This is a genomic window from Neptuniibacter sp. QD57_21 (assembly GCF_047778075.1).
Taxonomy (GTDB): domain Bacteria; phylum Pseudomonadota; class Gammaproteobacteria; order Pseudomonadales; family Balneatricaceae; genus Neptuniibacter.
In genome coordinates, this window is sequence record NZ_CP180549.1 from 3,573,887 (window position 1) to 3,590,452 (window position 16,566).

The following is a 16,566-nucleotide window of genomic DNA, read 5'->3' on the forward strand; positions in this document are numbered from 1 at the left end:
TACATCTAGCTAGTGTAAAACACGCCTTCAAGGACGATTGAGCAATAAAAAAGGAGCCAGAGGCTCCTTTTTCAGTAAATAGATTAATTTAGCTCTTAGGTCTTGGCGCATAAGCAAACACATCAGAGTGCATATTCGCTTCGTCAAAACCACGTGGTTCACACGCATCTAGCAACGCATACACCATACCAGGGGAGCCACTTGCGAAAATTTCTACATTCTCAAAATCGGCAAAATCTTCTAGAACAGCATCCGGTAATAGACCTGTACGACCTGTCCAACCAGGGCTATTTTCAGGTTCGCTCACAATCGGCTCAAAGTGAACATTTGGATGCTCTGCAGCCCATTGCATTGGAAGCTTTTCCAAATACATATCTTCCTCTACACAAGCGCCCCAATAGATATAAATTGGGTTACCAAATTGGTTAGCCAATAGATGCTCTACCACACTCTTCACTTGCGCAAAGCCCGTGCTCGCCGCAGCCAAAATCAAACGCGTATCAGGTTTTAGTTTATGAGCTTGTAGGTAGCAATCACCTTTAGGCAGTTCAATCTCTACCGTTTTTTCACTTTTTAAATGTCCGATAATCGCATTAGACATTTCACTCTCAGGCATATGACGGATATGTAACTCGATATCACGACCCGTATCTGGCGCAGAACCAATAGAAAATGAAGCCTGTTTACCGTCTGGCAAAAAGATATCTAAATACTGACCAGCAAAAAATTCGGCAGATAGAGAAGCCGTTGCAGGCATTTGCAGGCGGATGCGGTACACATCATGGTTTAGCTTTTCAAATGCCTTAATATCACAAAGGAGCTTTTTCACAGATAACTCTCCAGGGCTTTTTAACCCTTCAATCCTGACCCTTACATCACTTAAGGGTTTACATGTACATGCTAGTACACTTGGTGCACTACGAGTAGTTTGAACGCTATCAACAGAGAGATACAGTTCCGGATAGCGTTGTTTAATTTCGCCTTCAAGCAGCTTTACTTCGCAAATTTCACATACACCATTGCGACAGCTGACGCGCATTTTATACCCTGCTCGATGCAGACTTTCCAGCAGGGTTTCATCTGACTCGGAAGGAATTTCATCCCCGTTATTTTCGATCAGAATATGCTTAGGCATAGATCACTTTAAAATACCCAATTCGTCCCAGATATCGTCTACTTTACTCTGAACTTCGGGATCCATAACAATAGGCTCCCCCCATTCACGGGTTGTTTCACCTTCCCATTTATTGGTCGCGTCCATGCCCATTTTAGAGCCGAGCCCTGACACTGGCGATGCAAAGTCAAGATAATCGATCGGCGTATTATCGATCATCACGGTATCCCGCTGAGGATCCATACGCGTAGTGATCGCCCAGATCACATCATTCCAATCGCGGGCATTCACATCATCATCACAAACGATTACGAATTTGGTGTACATAAACTGTCTTAAGAACGACCAGACACCCAACATCACACGCTTTGCATGGCCCGGATACTGCTTCTTAATCGTCACTACCGCCATACGGTAGGAACAGCCTTCAGGCGGCAGATAAAAATCGACGATCTCAGGGAACTGCTTCTGCAGAATAGGTACGAACACTTCGTTTAGCGCCACACCCAAGATCGCTGGCTCATCAGGTGGACGTCCAGTATAGGTGCTGTGATAGATCGGATTACTGCGATGGGTAATTCGCTCGACCGTAAATACAGGGAAGCTATCAACCTCGTTGTAGTAACCTGTATGGTCGCCAAATGGGCCTTCATCCGCCATTTCGGCCGGATCAATATAACCCTCTAAGATGAACTCAGCGCTAGCAGGTACATGAAGATCATTGCCAATACATTGAGTAATTTCAGTCTTACCACCCCGCAGCAAGCCCGCAAACGCATACTCAGATAAGGTATCAGGAACTGGAGTCACTGCGCCTAGAATCGTTGCTGGATCAGCACCTAAAGCAACGGCAACCGGAAATTTTTCACCCGGGTGCTCCTGTTTCCACTCGCGAAAATCAAGTGCACCACCACGGTGTGCTAACCAACGCATAATCAGTTTATTTTTACCGATTAATTGCTGACGGTAGATCCCTAAATTCTGTCGCTCTTTATTAGGGCCGCGTGTAATCACCAAAGGCCAAGTAACCAACGGTGCTGCATCCCCCGGCCAGCAAGTTTGAATAGGAAGGGTATTTAGATCAACATCATCCCCTTCAATCACATGTTTCTGGCACGGCGCAGACTTAACCAGCTTGGGGCCCATATTGAGCACTTGCTTAAAGATAGGCAGCTTTTCCCAAGCATCCTTCATACCCTTAGGTGGTTCAGGCTCTTTTAATTGAGATAAGAGTTTACCTACATCTCTCAGCGCTTCTACAGACTCCTCTCCCATACCCATCGCTACACGTTCAGGCGTACCAAACAAGTTAGCTAACACTGGATAAGAGGAACCTTTAGGATTTTCAAACAGCAGAGCTGGACCGCCTGCTTTGAGAGTACGATCACTAATCTCGGTCATCTCCAGATTAGGATCAATCTCTTGTTTAATGCGCTTTAACTCGCCACGCTCTTCAAGCATGTGGATAAAGTCACGCAGATCTTTATATTTGGGTGTCGCCATAATCAGACCTAGTAGATATAAAAAAGGGCAAGCAGATGCTCACCCTTTAATACGCAAACCGGTTTACTTCCGTTTCATCGAAAGGAAGAATTCGTCGTTTGTTTTAAAGTCTTTCAGTTTGTCGATTACAAACTCTGTCGCTGCAGTATCTTCCATTGGATCTAGAAGCTTACGTAGGATCCACATACGCTGTAGCTCTTCTTCGGATGTAAGAAGATCTTCACGACGCGTACCAGAACGACGGATGTTGATTGCTGGGAATACACGTTTCTCAGCAACTTTACGATCCAAGTGAACTTCAGAGTTACCTGTACCTTTGAATTCCTCAAAGATAACTTCGTCCATCTTAGAACCCGTATCAACCAATGCTGTTGCGATGATTGTTAAGCTACCACCCTCTTCAATGTTACGAGCAGCACCAAAGAAGCGCTTAGGGCGCTCTAGAGCATGCGCATCAACACCACCGGTTAGTACTTTACCGGAAGATGGGATAACCGTGTTGTAGGCACGAGCCAAACGCGTAATGGAATCCAGAAGGATAACAACGTCTTTTTTATGCTCAGTTAGACGCTTAGCTTTCTCGATAACCATCTCTGCCACTTGAACGTGACGTGATGGTGGCTCATCGAAGGTAGATGCAACCACTTCACCGCGAACGGTACGCTGCATCTCTGTTACTTCCTCAGGACGCTCATCGATTAGCAATACAATCAGGTGAGTTTCTGGGTTGTTACGGGTGATGCTGTTAGCGATGTTCTGCAGCATCAAGGTCTTACCGGCTTTAGGCGGTGATACAACCAAAGCACGCTGACCTTTACCCATTGGACAAACCAGATCGATAACACGTGCAGTCAGATCTTCTGTACTGCCGTTACCAATTTCCATCCGCAAACGATCCTGCGCAAATAGAGGCGTCAGGTTTTCGAAAAGAATCTTATTCTTCGCGTTATCAGGCTTATCGTAGTTAATTTCATTAACTTTCAATAATGCAAAATAACGCTCACCATCTTTAGGTGGACGAATCTTACCCGCAATCGTGTCACCTGTACGCAGGTTGAAACGACGAATCTGACTTGGAGATACGTAGATATCATCCGGGCCAGCTAGGTATGAGGAGTCAGCGGAACGCAGGAAACCAAAACCATCCTGCAGAATTTCTAAGACGCCATTACCGTAAATGTCTTCACCGCCTTTCGCGTGACGCTTAAGGATAGCGAAAATAACATCCTGTTTACGGGAACGAGCCAGATTATCCATTCCCATGCCTTTGGCAATTTCAAGTAACTCGGGAACGCTTTTTGTTTTTAGTTCGGTAAGATTCATAGTTTGAAGAAAATGAGCACGAAGCTAATTTTTAATATTTGGATGGAATTTAAGAAGAAAGTCGAACGTTGGTCAAAACGCTCTCGCTTAAAATACAAAAGAAGGAAATAGATTTCAGCGGGAGGACCAAACAAGCAACACTATAGAAGGAAGGTAAGGGTCTGTCTATAGTGCGAAGGTAAGAAAGTGCAATGTTTTGAGCTACATTACACTTTCTAGGTATCAATCTATTAAAGATTAGCTTCGATAAACGCAGAAAGCTGCGATTTCGATAGTGCGCCAACCTTAGTAGCTTCTACATTTCCGCCTTTAAAAAGCATCAATGTAGGGATACCGCGAATACCAAATTTTGGTGGAGTTTCGCTGTTTTCATCGATATTCAGCTTACAAATCTTCAGCTGGTCACCGTATTCTTTAGCGATCTCTTCCAGAACTGGGGCGATCATTTTACAAGGACCACACCACTCAGCCCAGTAATCAACTAATACTGCACCTTCAGCTTTGAGAACATCTTCCTCAAAGGAAGCATCTGTAACATTTACAATGTTTTCACTCATGGGAACTTTTCTCCGCTGCGCCCATTATTTTTCAATAAGACTGCCGATAATAGCATCCTCGCCGCCTATTGTGTAACGCCTACAAGGGTAATTCCCTAGTATAGCGGTCAATTATTTAGCTATAAGCTTAAACCTCAAACGCCATAAAACCCCATTTCATGGGGCTGTCAGGCCATATTTCCAGTAGACTACCCTTATAAATTAAAAGCCTTAAAACAAAAGATGAAAAGCACCTGCAGTACCGCAGTACTTTTGGTAATCTAGCTCAGCCTTACATATCGGGTCATAGGACGATAACGCATGACAGAGCCTTCAACTGTTTCAGATAAACAAGATGATCAACGCTTAGCAGCCATTGATTTAGGATCTAACAGTTTCCACATGGTTGTCGCGCAGCTTGATCAGGGCGAGATACGCCCGATTGACCTAATGTCCGATAAAGTTCAGTTGGCCGCTGGCATCAATGAAAAGCGCTACCTGACAGATGAAGCAAAACAACGTGGGCTTGAATGCCTCAGCCGTTTTGCCCAGCGCGTAAAAGACCTCCCTAGAGATTCCGTAAGAGTCGTTGGCACCAACGCTCTCCGTGAAGCCAAGAATAGTCGAGAGTTTATTGAGGAAGCTGAAGCTATCCTAGAAACTCCGCTTGAAATCATCGCAGGTCGTGAGGAAGCGCGCCTAATCTATTTAGGGGTGTCTCATACGCTCGCAGATGATCAAGGCTCCCGTTTAGTCATTGATATTGGTGGCGGTAGTACCGAGTTTATTATTGGCGAGCGTTTTGAGCCCCGAACAATGGAAAGCCTCCATATGGGCTGCGTTAGCTATACCAAACGCTATTTTAAAGATGGCATTATCTCTGCCTCCAACTTTAAACGCGCTCGCACAGCCGCTCGCCAAGAACTGCAATCGATCGTCCGAGAATATCGCAATCTAGGCTGGAACAGTGCAGTAGGTGCATCAGGCACAATCAAAGCCGTTCGTAATATTTGTCAGGATTATGGCTACAGCCAAGAGTCCATTACCTGGGAAGGGCTGCAGCAACTTAGAGATCTTCTGCTGACCTTCAAACACAGTAACGATATCGACATTAACGGCATTAAAGCTGAACGTAAAACCGTCCTCACTGCAGGCGTAGCCATTTTATGCGGGATATTCGAAGCCCTAAATCTTGAGAAACTAAGCTTCTCCGAAGGCGCACTACGTGAAGGTGTTCTCTATGATATGGCAGGTCGCTTAAAGCATGAAGATGTGCGTGATCGCAGCATTACCGCACTTATGCAGCGCTACCATGTTGACCAAGAACAAGCCGAACGCGTCGAACAAACCGCACTGCTTGCTTGGGCGCAATTGAAGGAAAGCTGGCACCTTTCGTCGAAACACTACGATATGCTTTGTTGGGCAGCACGTACCCATGAGATTGGTTTAACAATCGCGCACAGTCAGTTCCATAAACATAGTGCTTATCTGCTTAGTCACTCTGATCTACCCGGCTTTACAACCCGCGAACAACAACAACTAGCGACTCTCGTACGCGGCCATCGCCGAAAATTTCCTAAAGATGAGTTCAAGGTACTACCGAAACGCCTGCAAGAGCCTTATCGTCGACTTTGCGTGCTTCTAAGGCTCGCAGTAGTACTTCATCGCAGTCGCTCTTCAGATCGCCTACCGGCTATTACTTTTAGCTTTGATGGCAAAACACTGCATATGAACTTCCCAGAGGAGTGGCTATCTCATCATCCATTGACTGAAGCTGGGCTTGAGCAAGAAGCAAGCTATCTAGAAAACGCCGACATGAAGCTTAAATTCAGCTAACACAGCATTAATGTTTATTGACTGGTTGCGAAGTTAGGCGCTTAACCATCTGATAGATCGCCTTCATCTGTGGCGCACTTCTTTTGTAGTAATGATACGGCGGCAAGCTATTACTACTATATCCCCAAAAATCCCAACAACCACGAGGGTTCATGGGCATTATTGAAGATGGTTTCACTTGCGGGTAAAGAATAATTAACCGATTAGCATCCGCTGTTTCGTTATACCCTGTTCCCGTTACAAACCTATCATCTAAGAATTCAGCCCCCTGACGACAGCCATGCAGCGCAACATGTACTCGACAAGATTCTGTCCAACAATCCTCAGGGATATAAACATAACCTATGTCATCTAAACTACTGTAATCACCAGAATCAAATGGTGTTTGATCAAATTTAATCAGCCCACCTGATAGCTCTTTAACATCTACCTCTAATTCGCCATAGATATGCTCTAACAAGCGCCGCGCTTGAGAGAAACCACAATTATTAATCCATGGTTTCTCTGTCAAGCCGCATTGACTGTTTTCAAGATCATCGGTAATAAATCCGTGTCCTGCAGCAACTCTGTTGTCATAGCGAATAGCACTTTCATCAAGTTCTAAGTACTCATAGAAAGACACGGCCTGATCGACCACGACCTGCTTCACCGTTTTATCTTTAAGACCTGAGAAGATATAAACTTTGTCGTCAGAAAGATTCTCCAACCTAGCTATACTGCCGCGCTCCGCTTCAGTCTTAGCTAATTCAGATAAATAGCGGCTATTGGGGTATTGAGATTCAGGACAACCAAACCAACTGTATTTACAGGGGTCCATACAGGTTGTGGTGGCGCTCACTAGCTTAGGCGTCAGATCATTTCCGGGAATACTCGCCACACAATTCCACGGCCCTCCGGCAATGATCCCAGCACCCACTAGATTCTCTGAATAAGCAATATGATACTGGGCAGCCATAAAGCCGCCTGATGATAAGCCTGAAATGGAGGTTTGATCAGACAAGGCATTTAAAGCCGGCAAAACCTGCTTATTTCCACCTTCGGCAAAGGCAAGGCTTGATAGAAAAACACAAAAAACAAAACTAATTAATTTCTTCATAGGCGCTTCCTGCCTCATTCGATCATAATAAAATGAATTCATCCCATTTTTCTTTCGATGATAATCTGAAGAAGCTGACGCACTTTCCCATCATTCTTATTAGCTATACCTGATAAGAGATCTTTTACACCTTTATCTAGGCTAGACATGAATAGCTCCACATCCTTTGTATAACTATTGTTTTCGCCTAGTTTAGAATTCATGCTTTTATGGGAATAATTTCGACTCAAAACATAAGCACGAATTCCTTCTTCATTAGCCCTAGCTATATAACTCTCAGCCTGCATACATGCATCAACCCTTCGAGAAGAGCACGCCGCCAATATAGGCTGGGCATCTGATTGCAATTGATGGAAAGGCGATGCTTGATACCAGAATGATTCCTCTGACCCGAACGCTTTGTCGTAGAACCTATAATGTTCCCTCTGCATAATTTCTGGCAAATTTAAGGCTGCACTATCTAATATAACCGTGCCTAGCCAAGGCACTCCCCCCAAAGTTTGGATATTAGAGACGGTAGATGACACCAAAGCCATAAGGTGAGCACCTGCTGAATGCCCCATCAGTATAAATTTTGAAGAATCTGCTCCCCAATACTGAGCCTTATCTTGGGCAACAGCTATAGCCTTCTTAAGATCTTGGGCCTGCTCCAACGGGCTAACAGAAGGCACCAAGCGATAGTTAACTGAGATAAATACAAAACCCTGTGGCAGCCAACGCAGCACTTTATTGTGAACGACGCTGACTGATGTTTTGTCTCCTGAACTCCAAGCCCCTCCATGCACCATAAAAATAACAGGCGCATTCGAAAAATCATCATGGGTATACACATCAAAAGATTGAGAAGGATCTTCTCCATATTCCACATCTGAATAAAGAGAATACCCCTGATATGTGATTTTCTTAGCTTCCGCCCAAGCATTGTTAAGAGCAAAACAAAAGGATATAAGCGTTATACAGACATGCATAACCACTTTGTTTAAATTTTTCATCATCACTCCCTGATTTATTATCACCTTTAAGCTCAGTAGGTTAGTTGTTTCCTACTGACTCGAGATTCTAAGCAAAAAAAAACCTCGTATAAATACGAGGTTTTTTTCAAATGCCAGCTAGCCGCTTATAGTTTAGGGCCCGCTGCAATGATATCTTCAGATACGCCGTCGAACTTCTTAAAGTTCTCTACGAACTGACCGATCAAGTCGTTAGCAGTTGCATCATAACCAGACTTATCAGCCCAAGTATTACGTGGGTTAAGCAGTGTAGAGTCTACACCTTCAACCGAAACTGGTACTTCTAGGTTTAGACCTTCTAGCTTCTCAGTCTCAGCACCGTTTAGGGAACCATTCTGGATTGCAGAGATGATGCCACGGGTAGTTGGGATGCTGAAACGCTCGCCAGTACCGTAAGAACCGCCAGTCCAACCAGTGTTTACTAGGTAAACCTTAGAACCGAACTCTTCAATACGCTTCATTAGAAGCTCAGCGTAAACGTGCGCTGGACGAGGGAAGAAAGGAGCACCGAAACAAGTAGAGAAAGTAGACTTGATGCCACCGCCTGAACCCATTTCCGTAGAACCTACAAGTGCAGTGTAACCAGACAGGAAGTGGTACGCAGCCGCTTCTTTAGTCAGGATAGATACTGGTGGCAATACGCCGGTCAGGTCACATGTTAGGAATACAATAGAATCTGGCTCTTCACCCATGTTAGATACAGTACGTTTTTCAACGTGCTGTAGCGGGTATGCGCAACGACCGTTCTCAGTTAGAGAGGTGTCATCGTAATCAGCTGTACGTGCATCGTTTAGAGCAACGTTCTCTACGATCGCACCAAAGCGGATAGCGTCCCAGATAATTGGTTCGTTCTTCTGGCTTAGGTTGATAGTTTTAGCGTAGCAACCACCTTCCAGGTTAAATACAACGCCTTTGCCCCAACCGTGCTCATCATCACCGATTAGGTAACGAGAAGGGTCAGCAGACAGAGTTGTTTTACCTGTGCCAGATAGACCGAAGAATAGCGTTGTGCTGTTGTCATCACCAACGTTTGCAGAACAATGCATTGGCAATACGTCTTTCTCTGGTAACAGGAAGTTCTGTACAGAGAACATCGCTTTCTTCATTTCACCAGCGTAGCGCATGCCTGCTAGCAAAACTTTACGCTTAGCGAAGTTGATGATTACGCAACCATCGCTGTTAGTGCCGTCACGCTCTGGATTACATTCGAAACCAGCAACGTTTAGGATCTGCCACTCTTCTTTCGACTTCGGATTGTATTCCGCAGGACGAATGAAAAGGTTCTGACCAAACAGGTTCTGCCATGCAGTCTGAGTAGTCATGTTTACAGCAAGATAATGGTTTGGATCAGAACCAACGTGTACGTTTGACACGAAGTGTTCTTTATCTGCGATGAACTCTTCTACGCGAGTCCATAACGCATCAAATTTGTCTGAATCGAATGGGCGGTTGATATTACCCCAATCGATAGAATCAGCAGTACTTGGCTCTTCAACGATGAAACGATCCATCGGAGAACGACCGGTACGTTTACCTGTTGTCACTACCAATGCGCCAGTGTCAGCAAGTGTTCCTTCACCGTTGGCAATGGCTTTCTCAACCAGCTTAGCTGGGCTTAAGTTGTGGTGTGCAATGTTAACAGAATCTTTGGTCATTACTGGGTTCCCTTGGCATAGGCGCCAATAACGTTACCTAATAAGGCGTAAGGCTATGGTGTATCGTAATTATAAGGAGGCGTATTATGCACAAAAATCGCACGCTGTGCCATTATTGAAATCAATTCGCATTTGACCTGCCGCAAAAACAGGCTTATTTGATTGATTTTACAGCAAATTCACCACCAGAATACCTAATATAAGTTCGCTTAATGTACTTGTGAGCCGCCTGAAGCGCCGTTTTCAGCAAACAATGCTTCAATATCTGCAGCATCAAAGTCGTACTGCGCATTACAGAACTGGCAGTTAACAGCCACTTTGCCCTGTTCTTCCAATACGTCTAAAAGTTCTGCTTTTTCGACAAGCTTCAAAGACGCTTCGCTGCGTTGACGAGAACAGGTACATTTGAATCGAACTTCATCCGGTTCGTATAGACGACATTGTTCTTCGTGGAAAAGTCGGTACAACAATGTTTCGTTATCCAACTCTAATAACTCTTCACTTTTAAGCGTGGACGCTAAGTGACTGACTCGATCCCAGTCTTCTTCGCCGGTACCTTGCGCTGGCAATACCTGCAGCATCATACCTGCTGCTTTTTCACCATCAGAAGCTAGCTGAATCTGGGTTGGCAGTTGCTCAGAGCTTAGGAAGTAGTTTTCTAAACATTTGCCTAGATTTTTTCCATCTAGCGGCACAATACCTTGGTAAGGCTGCCCTTGCTCCGGCTCGATGGTCAGGACAACCTGACCTTGCGGTAATAGATCCACAAAGTTAGCTTGTTCATCTAGTTCGCCTTCGTAACGAGCAATCGCACGTAGATCGCGGTCATGGTTACATTCCGCCATTAACACACGAACATTCCCTCGACCTTGAGCTTGAAGAATTAAACGACCTTTAAATTTTAGGTTCGAGCTAAGCAAGCTTACTGCTGCTAACATTTCACCCAACACCTGCTGAATAACAGCAGGATAGTCATGGTTTTCAAAACAGTCGGCACAGGTTTGCTGTACACCGGAAACAACGCCGCGAATATCCAATTCATCGAAAAGGATACGCTGAATCTGATCAGGATTACTCATGAGAGGATTCTATCGAGTTATAAGTGGAAAATAAGAGGGTCCAGACAGGTACCCAAGTCAATACAGGTATTTTATCATATCTGTCTAACAATTCGGGACAGTATTTGCAGTATGAACGATATCACCGTTTTCAGGCAGACATGGAATTTTAAAGCCCTTTTCCTTGGGCATTTATTTGCGTTTGCTTGGTTTGGCTTTTTCGTAACAGAAACAGGCTTCGCCTTCTGGCGCAGCATCGACCAGAACCTATTCTTTATTCTGAATGGCACGCTGTCTGAAGATAATGGCTGGACCCGTTTTTGGGCATGGGCGAATGTCCGCATTATGGATTTGGTCCCTCTAACGATCATGCTGGTGAGTTTGACCTTCCCGGGCTTTGGTATAAAACGCGACCGCCTGCAGCAAGCAATCATTGGGTTCATCCTACTACTTGTCTTGATGTTCTTTGTCAGAGAAGGCGTGGCTGATTTCACCAAAGCTGCTGAGTTAAGTGGTAAGAGCCCTACCTTATTGCTAGAACCAGCTTATCGTTTTAGCCAGATTGTTCCTGATATCCCTGCCAAAGACAGTGCAACTTCGACCTTCCCAGGAGATCACGCCACAGTCGTTCTAACTTGGGCAGGCTTTATGATACTTAATGCACGCAGCTGGCTTTCGTTGTCCGCGCTATTTTTAGCCGTGCTATTTATGCTTCCGCGTGTTGTGGGTGGAGCCCATTGGGCAAGTGACAATTTAGTGGGCGGGGCTTTCTCAGCGATGATTACCCTGAGTTGGGCTTTCTGTACACCAATTATGCACATTGCGACCAGTAAAGTTCACAAATTACTACAACCCTTAATACGGTTACTAGCGAAGATCCCTCTACTCAATCAGCTTCCGATTCTCAAACCTTAAACCGGTTTATCAACCGCATTGTTCAGCATACACCTGAACAATGCGGTCAGAGCTTAACCTTTATCAAAAATACCGCGTTCACCATCTTTAAATGATCGAATTTGGCGACGCTCTTTCTTATTAGGTCGATTGCGAGGGTTTAAACTACTACCCATCGCCTTACGCTGAGCCGCATGCTCTTCACGCTTTTTAATGCTGGCTTCGGTCTCTTTATAGAGTTTTTGTGCTTCAGGCGCACCGCGACGTTTATCTGAGAGTTCAACCACTACGATCTCTTTCTCATCGAAACCCTGACGAATTTCTAACACAGCACCGATCTCAACGTGTCGGCTACATTTGGTACGCTGACCGTTATAGTGCACCTTGCCACCATCGATCATCTGTTTTGCCACAGCGCGGGTTTTATAAAAACGAGCGGCCCAAAGCCATTTATCAAGACGAACTTTTACTTCTGTATCTGTCATTTCTTGGGGGTAATCTCATCAAAGTGTTCTATAGCACTATAGTCATGTATTTCTCTTTTAGGTTGCTGGCTGTCAGGTTGGTAGATCGACAATAAATACTTAATACCATATTCCCGAGCACTCTTAAGTACAGCAAAGCTATCATCCACCAGCAAGGTACGGGACTTATCAAAAGGTTCTACTTGCTGCAGTCGGTCCCAAAAAGTGAGATCTTCTTTGGGCAATCCAAAGTCATGAGAGCAAATCACCTCATCCACAAGATCATTGATCGCAGTCTTCTCGATTTTAAGAGACAAGCTTCCCCAATGAGCATTCGTCACAATAACCGTGCGAACCCCCTGCCCTTTGAGGGTAGCTAGAAAGTCCTTCACATGAGGTCGAAAAGCGATCTTGTCGGCAATCTCATATTTCAGCTCGGTAATGGGCACATTCAGTTCACGCGTCCAATAATCCAAACAATACCAATTAAGGGTTCCTTGCTGCTCTATGATACGCTCATGCAACCAACTGCGAGCTTCACCTTGATCCATTTTGTGGATCTGCGCATATCGCAGGGGTAGATGTTCTAGCCAAAAATAGGTATCAAAGTGTAGATCAAGAAGGGTGCCGTCCATATCCAGCAAGACGGTATCTATATTCTGCCAATCAAACATTTTTCAGGCCAAGTAAAGAGGAAACCTCAGTATGCCGGTTAAACCCGAAATTTTGAAGGTTACAACTGCCGCACAAACACGCTTATTTAAAGTCGAGCAGGTTGAACTTCGCTTTTCTAATGGTGCCGAACGCACTTATGAGCGCTTAGCCAATCGAGGTAACGGTGCAGTAATGATCATTCCTGTGACCGAAGACAATGAAGTACTGCTGATCAAAGAGTACGCTGCAGGTATTGAGGATTACACGCTGACGCTACCTAAAGGCCTGATTGATCCCGGTGAAGACGCTCATATCGCTGCAGATCGAGAGCTTAAAGAGGAAGCAGGATTTGGTAGCAACCAGTTAGATACGCTAAAAGTAATGACATCAGCACCCAACTATATGGGGCATAGCATTACAGCGGTCGTTGCCAGAGATCTCTATCCTTGTCGTTTACAAGGCGATGAACCAGAGGAGATGGAAGTTGTCAGTTGGCCGCTAGCCGAAATAGAACAACTGGTAGCCAGCGATGACTTTACCGAAGGTAGAGCAATTGCAGCGCTCTATATGGCCAGAGATTTCCTCAATCGTAATTAGAACCATCATTCATACAGCCAACACCCAATAACAAAAAGGCCGTAAGATAATGAACCAACACGACTTAGCTTCAGCATTACTCTGTATTTGTCAGCAAGCCAGCGCTGAGATCTTAAAAGTTTATCAGCGCGATGATTTTTCGATTGCGGCTAAAGAAGACCACTCACCAGTTACGGCAGCTGATCTCGCTGCACATCAGGTGATTCGGGCAGGTCTCAGCGATCTAACTCCCGAGATTCCGCAACTGAGCGAAGAAGACACTGAATTAACTTATCAACAGCGCAAAGTTTGGCAGCAATTTTGGTGTATCGATCCGTTGGACGGAACCAAAGAGTTTATTAACCGCAACGATGAATTCACCATCAATATTGCTCTGATCGAAAACAACCGCCCGATCTTCGGCATTATATATGTCCCCGTTAGCGGTGTCGCCTATTGGGGAGGCAACGAGATTGGCGCATGGAAACAGGAAGATGGGCAAGCTCCAGCGCAAATCAGAAGCAGGCCTCTGGGCAAAGACCTAATCGTCGCATCCAGCCGTAGGCATGGCCAAGAAGCCAACGAAAACCTGATGTTGCCGATAGCCAAACAGTTTTCACAGATTAGCCATCGAGGGATGGGGAGCTCTCTAAAGATGTGTCTAATCGCTGAAGGTATAGCCGATTTTTACCCACGCCTTTATCCCACCAGTGAATGGGATACGGCAGCAGCCCAAGCTATTCTAGAAGCAGCCGGTGGGCGCTTAGTCAACGCCGAAACGCTCGAGGGCCTCACCTATAACTTACGCGAGTCTTTAGAGAATCCGTATTTCTTTGCCTGCGGTGATCCGCAATTCCCGTTAGAAGTGTTAAGAAACCATCTAGCGAGTAGCTCTCAAAACGGATAGAGGTCAAAAGTAGCTGGGATAGAGTTTAACTATCCCAGCTAGTTGAGTAGATAGGACTTATTTTTCAGCCGCACAAGACTGATTAGCGCGCGCCAGAACTTCTTCCACTTTAAATTTAAAGTCAGGGTTGCTCAGTTGGTTAGCACGGATCAGTTTTACTTCATTATCGCTAAAGTGCTTATGTACATATTTAGAGAAGCAGTCACAACGCTCCTCTGTAGCACCCGCTAACTTCATGCAGTCTTCTTTAAACGGCACAAACGTATCAGACGCTAAAAACTGAGTTTTAACGACCAGAATTGCCAGAGATACCACAGAGATCCAAATTAAAACTTTATACATCTTCTAACAGTCACTTTTTTATAGTTATAAAAATACAGGCCTGTCATTCTAGGGTTAAAACATGACAGTTTCAGCAAACTTTAGTCGCAGCCCTTTAAAAAATGAATTATGAACCAATATAACTAGGTAGTTCGTAACAAAAGAACATTAAATAAGCACACTTTTTGTACCATGAAATAATCACTCTTGGGTGCTATTATTTCCGTGCTTTGGATAATTAATAATTACCTGCCAATCGTGTGAGCATACGGATACGCAGGTAATCTCTGACAATAAGTCTTTACGACACACGAATAAGGTGACACTTATGAGCTTTGAACTTCCGCCGCTACCTTATGCAAAGGACGCTCTGGAACCACACATCTCTGCTGAAACGCTAGACTTCCACCACGGCAAACACCACAACACTTACGTTGTTAAGCTAAATGGTCTAGTTCCTGGTACCGAGTACGAAGGTAAAACTCTAGAAGAGATCATCACTTCCGCTCCTGCTGGCGGCGTATTCAACAACGCTGCTCAGATCTGGAACCACACGTTCTACTGGAACTGCCTATCTCCAAACGGTGGTGGTGAGCCAACTGGCGCGATTGCTGATGCTATCAACGCTAAATGGGGTTCTTTCGCAGCATTCCAAGAAGCTCTAAACGACAAAGCAGTTAACAACTTCGGTTCTAGCTGGACTTGGTTGGTTAAAAACGCTGACGGCTCTATCGATATTGTTAACACTAGCAACGCTGGTTGCCCTCTAACTGAAGGTCAGACTCCACTGCTAACTGTTGACCTATGGGAACACGCTTACTACATCGATTACCGTAACGTTCGTCCTGATTACCTAAAAGGTTTCTGGGCGCTAGTTAACTGGGAATTCGTAAACGCTAACTTTGCATAAGTTATCGTAACTTTTAAAAGGCTGATGCGGAAACGTATCGGCCTTTTTTGTGCGTGATAGTCTTAAACGAGCGCTACGGAAGACAGCTAAGCTCGGATTACTACAATAATGGCTCTAAATAAGGCCACATCGTATCTAACAGATAAGGCTGACCAGCCGCACTAGGATGAATTCCATCATCCTGCATACGCTTAGGAAACAGGGCAACCTGCTCCATAAAGAAAGGCACTAAAGCTACGTCTTTGTTAGACGCCACAGTCGAAAAAATTTCGCTAAAGCGCTGGGTGTAGGCTTTACCGTAGTTTGGAGGGAGCTGCATACCAAGCAACAGAACCTTCGCTCCATTATTTTGAGCCATATCGATCAAACGCCCTAAATTTCTTTGGATCGCAACCGGCGGAGTGCCGCGTAAGCCATCATTCCCGCCTAATTCGATAACCACAATCTCTGGTTCAGTTTGTTTTAGCAGCAAGTTCAATCGTGCGATGCCATTTTGCGTTGTATCGCCACTAACACTGGCATTAATCACTTCAAGCGCATAGCCTTGTTGATCTAAACGCTGCTGTAACAAATGTACCCAACCTTGTTCTAGGTCCATCTGATAGGCAGCAGATAGGCTATCTCCTAAAACAATTAGGGAACGCGCTTGAACCGGAACGGTCAGAAATACGAATAATAGAAAGGCAATCGTTTTACGCACGGAAGAACC

Annotated in this window: 17 protein-coding genes; 5 read left to right on the plus strand and 12 right to left on the minus strand. The window is 44.9% G+C overall.

The features are described 5' to 3' along the window. Window positions 1-88: 88 nt before the first annotated feature. The 4 genes from ACMXYS_RS16455 to trxA all read right to left on the minus strand — a co-directional run bounded on the left by ACMXYS_RS16455 (window position 89) and on the right by trxA (window position 4,497). Complete coding sequence (locus tag ACMXYS_RS16455) at window positions 89-1,135, minus strand: 2Fe-2S iron-sulfur cluster-binding protein (RefSeq protein WP_415897134.1); 1,047 nt, start codon at window positions 1,133-1,135, stop codon at window positions 89-91. Window positions 1,136-1,138: 3 nt separating this feature from the next. After that, window positions 1,139-2,617, minus strand: a complete 1,479-nt coding sequence (gene ubiD / locus ACMXYS_RS16460) for a 4-hydroxy-3-polyprenylbenzoate decarboxylase (protein WP_415897135.1) — start codon at window positions 2,615-2,617, stop codon at window positions 1,139-1,141. A 63-nt stretch (window positions 2,618-2,680) separates the two neighbouring features. Next, window positions 2,681-3,940 carry a transcription termination factor Rho gene (gene rho / locus ACMXYS_RS16465; protein ID WP_007021413.1) on the minus strand — a complete coding sequence of 420 codons (1,260 nt, stop codon included), beginning with the start codon at window positions 3,938-3,940 and terminating at the stop codon, window positions 2,681-2,683. Window positions 3,941-4,170: 230 nt separating this feature from the next. Continuing rightward, window positions 4,171-4,497, minus strand: coding sequence for a thioredoxin TrxA (gene trxA, locus ACMXYS_RS16470; protein WP_415882785.1), 327 nt, complete (start codon window positions 4,495-4,497; stop codon window positions 4,171-4,173). Window positions 4,498-4,797: 300 nt separating this feature from the next. Here trxA and ppx point away from each other — a divergent pair, with 300 nt between their 5' ends. Then, window positions 4,798-6,312, plus strand: coding sequence for an exopolyphosphatase (gene ppx, locus ACMXYS_RS16475; RefSeq protein ID WP_415897136.1), 1,515 nt, complete (start codon window positions 4,798-4,800; stop codon window positions 6,310-6,312). Window positions 6,313-6,319: 7 nt separating this feature from the next. Here the strand turns inward: ppx and ACMXYS_RS16480 are convergent, their stop codons facing one another. The 4 genes from ACMXYS_RS16480 to hslO form a co-directional block, all read right to left on the minus strand. After that, window positions 6,320-7,408: a poly(3-hydroxybutyrate) depolymerase gene (locus tag ACMXYS_RS16480; RefSeq protein ID WP_415897137.1), complete on the minus strand. Its 1,089-nt coding sequence runs from the start codon at window positions 7,406-7,408 to the stop codon at window positions 6,320-6,322. Window positions 7,409-7,446: 38 nt separating this feature from the next. After that, window positions 7,447-8,400 carry an alpha/beta hydrolase gene (locus ACMXYS_RS16485; protein ID WP_415897138.1) on the minus strand — a complete coding sequence of 318 codons (954 nt, stop codon included), beginning with the start codon at window positions 8,398-8,400 and terminating at the stop codon, window positions 7,447-7,449. A gap of 125 nt (window positions 8,401-8,525) precedes the next feature. Next, window positions 8,526-10,073 (minus strand): phosphoenolpyruvate carboxykinase, encoded by a 1,548-nt coding sequence (locus tag ACMXYS_RS16490; protein WP_415897139.1) that lies wholly within the window; start codon window positions 10,071-10,073, stop codon window positions 8,526-8,528. Window positions 10,074-10,282: 209 nt separating this feature from the next. Further along, window positions 10,283-11,152: an Hsp33 family molecular chaperone HslO gene (hslO, locus tag ACMXYS_RS16495; protein ID WP_415897140.1), complete on the minus strand. Its 870-nt coding sequence runs from the start codon at window positions 11,150-11,152 to the stop codon at window positions 10,283-10,285. A gap of 111 nt (window positions 11,153-11,263) precedes the next feature. Between hslO and ACMXYS_RS16500 the strand changes: the two genes are divergently transcribed. Beyond that, window positions 11,264-12,046: a phosphatase PAP2 family protein gene (locus tag ACMXYS_RS16500; RefSeq protein WP_415897141.1), complete on the plus strand. Its 783-nt coding sequence runs from the start codon at window positions 11,264-11,266 to the stop codon at window positions 12,044-12,046. A gap of 53 nt (window positions 12,047-12,099) precedes the next feature. Here ACMXYS_RS16500 and hslR read toward each other — a convergent pair whose 3' ends face one another. Further along, window positions 12,100-12,510 carry a ribosome-associated heat shock protein Hsp15 gene (gene hslR, locus ACMXYS_RS16505; RefSeq protein WP_415886198.1) on the minus strand — a complete coding sequence of 137 codons (411 nt, stop codon included), beginning with the start codon at window positions 12,508-12,510 and terminating at the stop codon, window positions 12,100-12,102. Further along, on the minus strand, window positions 12,507-13,163 hold the full coding sequence (gene yrfG / locus ACMXYS_RS16510; RefSeq protein ID WP_415897142.1) for a GMP/IMP nucleotidase: 657 nt from the start codon (window positions 13,161-13,163) through the stop codon (window positions 12,507-12,509). Before yrfG ends, hslR begins: the two co-directional genes overlap by 4 nt. Before the next feature lie 31 nt (window positions 13,164-13,194). Here yrfG and nudE point away from each other — a divergent pair, with 31 nt between their 5' ends. Then, window positions 13,195-13,740: an ADP compounds hydrolase NudE gene (gene nudE, locus ACMXYS_RS16515; RefSeq protein ID WP_415897143.1), complete on the plus strand. Its 546-nt coding sequence runs from the start codon at window positions 13,195-13,197 to the stop codon at window positions 13,738-13,740. A 49-nt stretch (window positions 13,741-13,789) separates the two neighbouring features. Further along, window positions 13,790-14,626: a 3'(2'),5'-bisphosphate nucleotidase CysQ gene (gene cysQ, locus ACMXYS_RS16520; RefSeq protein WP_415897144.1), complete on the plus strand. Its 837-nt coding sequence runs from the start codon at window positions 13,790-13,792 to the stop codon at window positions 14,624-14,626. A gap of 57 nt (window positions 14,627-14,683) precedes the next feature. Here cysQ and ACMXYS_RS16525 read toward each other — a convergent pair whose 3' ends face one another. Beyond that, window positions 14,684-14,968, minus strand: coding sequence for a hypothetical protein (locus tag ACMXYS_RS16525; RefSeq protein ID WP_415886206.1), 285 nt, complete (start codon window positions 14,966-14,968; stop codon window positions 14,684-14,686). 307 nt (window positions 14,969-15,275) lie between these two features. Between ACMXYS_RS16525 and ACMXYS_RS16530 the strand changes: the two genes are divergently transcribed. Beyond that, window positions 15,276-15,857 carry a superoxide dismutase gene (locus tag ACMXYS_RS16530; RefSeq protein WP_415882797.1) on the plus strand — a complete coding sequence of 194 codons (582 nt, stop codon included), beginning with the start codon at window positions 15,276-15,278 and terminating at the stop codon, window positions 15,855-15,857. A 100-nt stretch (window positions 15,858-15,957) separates the two neighbouring features. Here ACMXYS_RS16530 and ACMXYS_RS16535 read toward each other — a convergent pair whose 3' ends face one another. Beyond that, entirely contained in the window at window positions 15,958-16,557 is a 600-nt protein-coding gene (locus tag ACMXYS_RS16535; protein ID WP_415897145.1) for an arylesterase, read from the minus strand. Window positions 16,558-16,566 lie beyond the last annotated feature (9 nt).

Excerpts from the sequence above, each read along its gene's own strand:
- ACMXYS_RS16525 (WP_415886206.1), bottom strand. The coding sequence starts at position 14,968 with ATGTATAAAGTTTTAATTTGGATCTCTGTGGTATCTCTGGCAATTCTG.
- ACMXYS_RS16480 (WP_415897137.1), bottom strand. The coding sequence starts at position 7,408 with ATGAAGAAATTAATTAGTTTTGTTTTTTGTGTTTTTCTATCAAGCCTT.
- ACMXYS_RS16500 (WP_415897141.1), top strand. The coding sequence starts at position 11,264 with ATGAACGATATCACCGTTTTCAGGCAGACATGGAATTTTAAAGCCCTT.
- yrfG (WP_415897142.1), bottom strand. The coding sequence starts at position 13,163 with ATGTTTGATTGGCAGAATATAGATACCGTCTTGCTGGATATGGACGGC.
- trxA (WP_415882785.1), bottom strand. The coding sequence starts at position 4,497 with ATGAGTGAAAACATTGTAAATGTTACAGATGCTTCCTTTGAGGAAGAT.
- nudE (WP_415897143.1), top strand. The coding sequence starts at position 13,195 with ATGCCGGTTAAACCCGAAATTTTGAAGGTTACAACTGCCGCACAAACA.
- ppx (WP_415897136.1), top strand. The coding sequence starts at position 4,798 with ATGACAGAGCCTTCAACTGTTTCAGATAAACAAGATGATCAACGCTTA.
- ACMXYS_RS16490 (WP_415897139.1), bottom strand. The coding sequence starts at position 10,073 with ATGACCAAAGATTCTGTTAACATTGCACACCACAACTTAAGCCCAGCT.
- hslR (WP_415886198.1), bottom strand. The coding sequence starts at position 12,510 with ATGACAGATACAGAAGTAAAAGTTCGTCTTGATAAATGGCTTTGGGCC.
- cysQ (WP_415897144.1), top strand. The coding sequence starts at position 13,790 with ATGAACCAACACGACTTAGCTTCAGCATTACTCTGTATTTGTCAGCAA.
- rho (WP_007021413.1), bottom strand. The coding sequence starts at position 3,940 with ATGAATCTTACCGAACTAAAAACAAAAAGCGTTCCCGAGTTACTTGAA.
- ACMXYS_RS16455 (WP_415897134.1), bottom strand. The coding sequence starts at position 1,135 with ATGCCTAAGCATATTCTGATCGAAAATAACGGGGATGAAATTCCTTCC.
- ACMXYS_RS16530 (WP_415882797.1), top strand. The coding sequence starts at position 15,276 with ATGAGCTTTGAACTTCCGCCGCTACCTTATGCAAAGGACGCTCTGGAA.
- hslO (WP_415897140.1), bottom strand. The coding sequence starts at position 11,152 with ATGAGTAATCCTGATCAGATTCAGCGTATCCTTTTCGATGAATTGGAT.
- ACMXYS_RS16485 (WP_415897138.1), bottom strand. The coding sequence starts at position 8,400 with ATGAAAAATTTAAACAAAGTGGTTATGCATGTCTGTATAACGCTTATA.
- ubiD (WP_415897135.1), bottom strand. The coding sequence starts at position 2,617 with ATGGCGACACCCAAATATAAAGATCTGCGTGACTTTATCCACATGCTT.